This window comes from Mesorhizobium sp. M1050, from assembly GCF_040318715.1.
Taxonomy (GTDB): domain Bacteria; phylum Pseudomonadota; class Alphaproteobacteria; order Rhizobiales; family Rhizobiaceae; genus Mesorhizobium.
This window is the reverse complement of record NZ_JAMYMV010000144.1, coordinates 1-5,493: the sequence shown is the minus strand read 5'-3', so window position 1 is coordinate 5,493 and position 5,493 is coordinate 1. Positions and strand designations below refer to the sequence as shown.

Annotated in this window: 7 protein-coding genes and 1 pseudogene; 4 read left to right on the top strand and 4 right to left on the bottom strand. The window is 58.9% G+C overall.

Going from position 1 to position 5,493, the window contains the following annotated elements; genetic code table 11:
- Positions 1–344: 344 nt before the first annotated feature.
- Positions 345–647 (bottom strand): annotated as a pseudogene (locus NKH57_RS33375) (glycosyltransferase); the annotation flags it as partial.
- Positions 648–1,186: 539 nt separating this feature from the next.
- Between NKH57_RS33375 and NKH57_RS33370 the strand changes: the two are divergent.
- Together NKH57_RS33370 and NKH57_RS33365 are read left to right on the top strand one after the other, a co-directional pair.
- Positions 1,187–1,315, top strand: coding sequence for a hypothetical protein (locus NKH57_RS33370; RefSeq protein ID WP_352487372.1), 129 nt, complete (start codon positions 1,187–1,189; stop codon positions 1,313–1,315).
- Positions 1,316–1,712: 397 nt separating this feature from the next.
- Positions 1,713–1,904, top strand: a complete 192-nt coding sequence (locus tag NKH57_RS33365) for a hypothetical protein (protein WP_352487421.1) — start codon at positions 1,713–1,715, stop codon at positions 1,902–1,904.
- 294 nt (positions 1,905–2,198) lie between these two features.
- On the opposite strand, the gene NKH57_RS33360 is transcribed toward NKH57_RS33365, so the two are convergent.
- Together NKH57_RS33360 and NKH57_RS33355 are read right to left on the bottom strand one after the other, a co-directional pair.
- Positions 2,199–2,561, bottom strand: coding sequence for a hypothetical protein (locus tag NKH57_RS33360; protein WP_352838050.1), 363 nt, complete (start codon positions 2,559–2,561; stop codon positions 2,199–2,201).
- Positions 2,562–2,667: 106 nt separating this feature from the next.
- Positions 2,668–2,826: a hypothetical protein gene (locus NKH57_RS33355; protein ID WP_352838052.1), complete on the bottom strand. Its 159-nt coding sequence runs from the start codon at positions 2,824–2,826 to the stop codon at positions 2,668–2,670.
- A gap of 587 nt (positions 2,827–3,413) precedes the next feature.
- Here NKH57_RS33355 and NKH57_RS33350 point away from each other — a divergent pair.
- Both NKH57_RS33350 and NKH57_RS33345 read left to right on the top strand, forming a co-directional pair.
- On the top strand, positions 3,414–3,668 hold the full coding sequence (locus tag NKH57_RS33350; protein ID WP_352950580.1) for a diguanylate cyclase domain-containing protein: 255 nt from the start codon (positions 3,414–3,416) through the stop codon (positions 3,666–3,668).
- Positions 3,669–3,720: 52 nt separating this feature from the next.
- Entirely contained in the window at positions 3,721–4,014 is a 294-nt protein-coding gene (locus NKH57_RS33345) for a hypothetical protein (protein WP_352950578.1), read from the top strand.
- 467 nt (positions 4,015–4,481) lie between these two features.
- Here NKH57_RS33345 and NKH57_RS33340 read toward each other — a convergent pair whose 3' ends face one another.
- The gene (locus tag NKH57_RS33340; protein ID WP_352950583.1) at positions 4,482–5,390 is read right to left on the bottom strand and encodes a Csu type fimbrial protein; all 909 of its coding nucleotides are present in this window, start codon (positions 5,388–5,390) and stop codon (positions 4,482–4,484) included.
- Positions 5,391–5,493: the final 103 nt, after the last annotated feature.

The window sequence follows — 5,493 nt, the reverse complement described above, 5'->3', positions numbered from 1 at the left end:
CGAGGCGCGGATGGCGTCGGTATGGCCACTCGGAGTTGGCATTTCTTGAGCTCCTCTCTGTCCAAGTCAGATACCCACCAAACGGCCAGTCGGCGCTGGTGTTCCCAAAAAACTGCTGGTGCTCTGTGGTCCGGGATTGACGGAGTGGCCGTCGCACAGCACGTCGTTACACGGCCGCGAAAACTCCACTCGCATTGTTGCACATCGCCGGCTCGCTAAGGGAACCGATGGCCGCGATAACGCCTGCCGATAACGGAATTCCCGGTCCTTGGTTCGAACGGTAGCGAAAGGCGACGAGGGTACCCTCACCGCCTCTGCTCCGGAAAAAGGCGCGTCGGAATTAACTCACGGATCATTGGAAAGTGGAGAACATCGACGTGAAACATCGAATTCATTCGCCCGTCTGCGAACCTTTTCAAGCATCATGACGTCATACGGAACACGGTTCTGGGCGCTAGGGTTCAGCCGTAGTGCAACATTGCAACACGCGACCAGTTCGGCCGAGGTGCTTGAATCGCCGCTGGCGAACAACCTCACTTCGTGGCCCTGTCGAACCAGCTCTTCCGTCAGGAAACGATACGCTCAGTCCCTCCATAAAGCCTCGGCGGTACCGACTCGATCAGAGGTGCGATCTGGGCTATCTTCATCTGCGGAATACCTGAAAGCGGAAGTCAGCCTTAAACCAACCGGCGATGGCACGACCCTCCTTCACCTATTCACATCACCGCCAACTTTCGGATTGCTGATTTGTCCGGGAACAATCGCTGCGCCGCGACGCGGCCCCGAACAACGACAAGGGACGGACATCGGCGCGAGCCGTGACGTCTCGGCTGAACAGGCCCGGCACAGCCGAACACGTGCATAGATACACCGGACAGGGCCATGGCCGTCTCCAAGTGAGCAGCAGGCGTCGATCGGGTCGTGCTGTGGAATCTTGTCGCCATGAGCGATGAACCGAGGTGACTTGCCGAAGGAACAGCGGTCCCGCGTGCGTCAGCGCGGATCGAAAATCACGTCTGCGAGTGCGACGCGGCGTGAAGCGTACGCTTTGCCAGACCAAAACAGCCATCGCCTTGGTTTTGCTTGGAACACCAAGAGCACGGCGACGGCATTTGCACGCGGCAGGGGAACCGGCCTAGACGCTCCACGTTTCGATTAATCGAAGTTCACCGGTAGGAATTCTGCGATGGCGGAGAATTTATCTCGCGACGATGAACAGCGCGGCACCAGAAAAGTCCTCAAGTGGGGTGTCGTGATCGCCACCGTGCTTTTTATCGTGCTGCTGGCGATATTCGTCCTCGGCCCGCGTGCGTAGGCCTTCGAGCGGGTCTGCGAGCATGTCGGTTGCGGCAAGCGCGCGCCTTTTGGCTTCCCTCCCTTGGCCAAGGCAACCCTGCCCCACCGAAAACGATCGCCAGCTTTGAAGTAGCAGCGCTGGAGGAGAACCGCTCGATGGCGACAAGAATGTGGTCCAACAACGCCCGCCGCCCCATTCACGGCAGCGACGGGCCGCCCCAGGATCAAGGGACTTGCAGGAGCGTTGGGGCCCCTGCCGTCAAGGAAACTATCAGGAATGTTCCGGATCTGGCCAGGCGAAGATCAGACTGGCTTTGACGCTGGCCTCCCTTTGTACGATTCGTACCCAGCCTTGCATGGCCGATTCACCATTCATATAAATTCGCAATGTCCTCATGTTGCGGGGAGGCAATGCGATGGATAGCGAGATACTCAACGGCAAAGGTCGTCCTTGCATCGAAGTGATTGAAGCCTGCGGCGAATGGTTCGTCCGTGTGGTCGAGGAAGATCAGGAACGGACCCAATCATTCGAACTGGAATCGGTCGCTCTCGCCTTCGCTGAAGGCCAGCGGATACGCCTGCATCTAGACAAGTTTGCCCGGCTGTAGGCGCGACCGACCAGCGCATGACCGGCGGGCTAGTTCGTCGCAGACAGTTCGTCGGTCAGGCCCGGCGCCGTGTTGGCATACCCTCTGTCAAAAAGGGCGTCGGGCCCCATGGCCGGACGGCGCGCTCGGGGCGCAAAATCTGAAACCAGTTGGATTTGCGCTAAATTACCGCTAGCTAATCTGATCACTTAAGATCATACTGCCGGCAATGATGGATGGCAGGCTACCGTCCACCCCCGCCCAACGGCCTGCCACTTGCCGGCGACGCCTTCCCCCAAGACGAGCGCCGGCTTTTCATTTCCCTGTATCGCTGCGGGTCGCCTTCATCGCCTCGTCTGCAAGATCGCTGATGACCACAGGGTCGTCGGTGATGGCGTTTGGACGATGTCCTGCTGTCCATTCGTCGAGAAAGTTGTCTCCGCGCGTGCTCATCGACGCGTCTTCTAGGGCTAAGTTCCTTCCCCAAAATCCTGCACCGTCGAATGAGCGAAGCTTATGCTCGCCGCGCTGGATCTTCAGGTGTGCGGTGATGCCGGGCTTGACCCATTCCACCTCCTGGGTGACCTCCGCCGCGGGAATGCCAACCGGCAGCCCCGCCTTGGCCTTCTGCACATGTTTCCATAGCCGGTCCTTGATTGCGTCGGTCGCGGCGATCACAGCCTTGCCAACATACTCCGTCCTGTGCAAACAGCCCTCGGTCACTTGCCGGCCTGTCGCTTGACGCCAATCAAATCAAGCTCGCAGGTGTGCCAGCATTTGATTTTCAGCTGTCCTTGGCGCCGCTGCGGTAGGAGCTTTCCCGTCGCTTCGACACCATGACCCTGAGGCCGATTTTCTCGGCCGCCTCGAAGAACTCTGCACCGCCGCCTTCGACACCTGACTGTACTGAATGATGCGTTGCGCCGGTTTGATCCAGTCCCACAGGACCGCCTTGCGCTCGATCGCCGGCCGCTGGCGCAATTGCACGCTATCGAGCTGAACGGGCAACTCCCATCGAGGGCGCCGGCCATCTTCAACTTCAGCCTATTCTCTGCTCACAGCCCGCCTCTCGACAGATGGCAACAGACATGCGTAGGCACATGGGAGGTGCGTGGCCGAACGCCATCAGCCCACCGATGGTTGGAGCCGGTGCTTTGATCCAGGGTGAGCCATTTTGGCACAACCCGAACATTCGGGTTAAACAGAGACATAGCCGTCAGCCGTCAATGGTCACGGCTATCTTGGAATTGCGCCCCAATTTTATTGATCAGAGGCAGGACCAAAGTCTTATACTATCAGCGCAAAGGTCTGACGGAACCGCATTGGTTCTGGCAACGATCCCTGGATGTTCTGCAATTTTAGCCGATACTTTCTTAGCGAACCTGCGGTGAGCAAGTATACTTTAGGCAAAAAGTAATAAGCGATGAGGCGGCAGATGCGAGCTGTCCGTGGAGTTCCGCTCGTGGGGGGCGGGTTCGCAACCATCTGGACGTTACCGAGCAGCGGCGCAATCAGGAGTTGATTGCGCATGTGGCTCACCACGACCATCTGACGGATCTTCCCAATCGCGCATTGTTGGCACGTCATCGCCAAGACGAAGCGCAGCGGCACGATAGCCGTCCTTTGCCTGGACCTCGATCGTTCCCAACCCGTCAAGATATGTTTGGGCACCAGATGGGAAATGCGCTTCTAAGACAGGTCGCTGACCGATTGCGCGCGTCGGTTCGCGAGCACGACGCGGTCGCTGGTCTCGGCGGCGACGAGTTCGTCATTGTGCAGACTTGATATTCATCGCGCGTCAGATGCTGCGGTCCTGGCAGGTCGTCTGGTGGCGGCAATGGAGGAGCCGTTCGAGGTCTGCGGACATATGGTGTCGATCGGCACCAGCATCGGGATTTCCGCGAGCAAATATGGCAGGCGACGCAGCTTTTATGCAAGCGAGGCAGATTGGCGCTCGTGGGTCAGGTTGAAATCTGACCGGATCACAACGCTTTCGCAGATCTCCTGTCCGGGGCCCATGCCACCACCAACCAACGAAAAGCCCCCAAGCGCTGTGGCGGCCCAACCAATTGGCGAAGTCAGTATTGAGCCAGAAAAAGCGGAAAGCCTGTCGTTCCCCGGCGCCTTTTAAAAGCGCCGGCGCCGCTTGGAAAGCGTCCGCAAAAGGTCCTCTTCGTCCCTCGTGCCGTCGTCAAAAACCTGGAAGATTTCCGTGGCTAAGGATTCTCGCTGTTCGCGGTCTTTCTTGGCTAAGCGACGTTCAAGGCATAGCCGATCAAACACCCGCTGGAGTTTGTCCAGATCAGCGGGCCAATAGACACCACTGTAAACCGAGAATGACATTGCCGCCGCCCTCGGACGCGGCTCCCTTACTATCGCACAAAACGGAAAGCAGACGAAGAAAATTGCGGAACCAATTCGTTGGCTATTAGTTGTTAGGGAGCGGTCGATCCCTATGGGTGGGTGTAGCCGCTTCCAAGTCAGCCCGTCGCTTACGCTCATTAGCTGCGACGGGCTTTCTATTACGAAGCTCTCCTACTTTCAGTTCGCCTAGCCGTGGAGGCGCGCATGTCGCAACTCCGTCGAGCCGGCCACATCTTAATAGGTGACCGTGACCACGACTGTATCCGTATAGACGCCGGCCGAGGGCGTCGTCTGCGGCGGCACGCGGCCATAGACGGTCAGGTTCTGTACCGCACCGCTGCCGGTCCCCGCCAAAGTGCTTCCCGGTGTCGCTGCGTCTCCCCAGGGCTGGGTTCGCGCAGCGTCCTTGTAAAGGCCATAGGTGACGGTTTCGGCGCCTTTCGACATCTTGCGCACTGTTGGCGGCGATGCCGTAGTGCCACCGCTCAAGGAGACGGTATAAGTGGCAGCCGGCGTGCAGGTGACCGATACCTGGCCGCTCGAGTCGATATCTGCGTCGAGAATTCCGACAGCACCGAAATCGACGTTGTGAGTGGCGACCAGACAGTTTGCCGCAACGGTGGCGGTCACGTTGAAACTTGGCCGCGAGATCGTGCCCGTTCCGGTGCCGCAGGAACTGGACGTGGTGTATCGGTATCGGAATTCAACATTGCTGCCGGAGAAAGCGGAGAGATAGCTTCCAGGGGGCGCTGTCGGTTGGCTGCCAAGAACGGCGCCGTATATGGTTGCGGTCCCGGTGCCGGTTCCCAATGCGTTCAGCGTCAGGGCAAGTGCCGGGGCACGGTCCGGGAATGCCCAGGAGTAGGTGCCCCAAACGACGCTGCGAGCCGAATCGGAATAGAGCTGATAATTGAGGATGTTCGATCCGCTGAGCATTTGGCGCGCGGCCGCCGTCGCACCGCCGCTGCCCGCGCCCAGATTTGGACATATCAGGATGCGGGCCAACGGCGTGCCGCTGCAGGTGACGCTCATGGTCCCGGTTGAATTCGTTTGCGCGCCGGAAAGTGTGTCGATGAAACCGAAACTCTGGTCCGACACACCAAAGCTGCAGCTTTGCGACCAGGCGGTGCCGGGCAGCAGCATTACCACTGCGACGACGAGATTCCGGAAGTTGGACAGTTTCACGAACACACGACGTTCCTGATCACGACCTGCTGGCCAGTTGCTGGTTTGAAAGTGAATTCGG

Excerpts from the sequence above, each read along its gene's own strand:
- NKH57_RS33370 (WP_352487372.1), top strand. The coding sequence starts at position 1,187 with ATGGCGGAGAATTTATCTCGCGACGATGAACAGCGCGGCACCAGAAAA.
- NKH57_RS33365 (WP_352487421.1), top strand. The coding sequence starts at position 1,713 with ATGGATAGCGAGATACTCAACGGCAAAGGTCGTCCTTGCATCGAAGTG.
- NKH57_RS33345 (WP_352950578.1), top strand. The coding sequence starts at position 3,721 with ATGGAGGAGCCGTTCGAGGTCTGCGGACATATGGTGTCGATCGGCACC.
- NKH57_RS33340 (WP_352950583.1), bottom strand. The coding sequence starts at position 5,390 with ATGCTGCTGCCCGGCACCGCCTGGTCGCAAAGCTGCAGCTTTGGTGTG.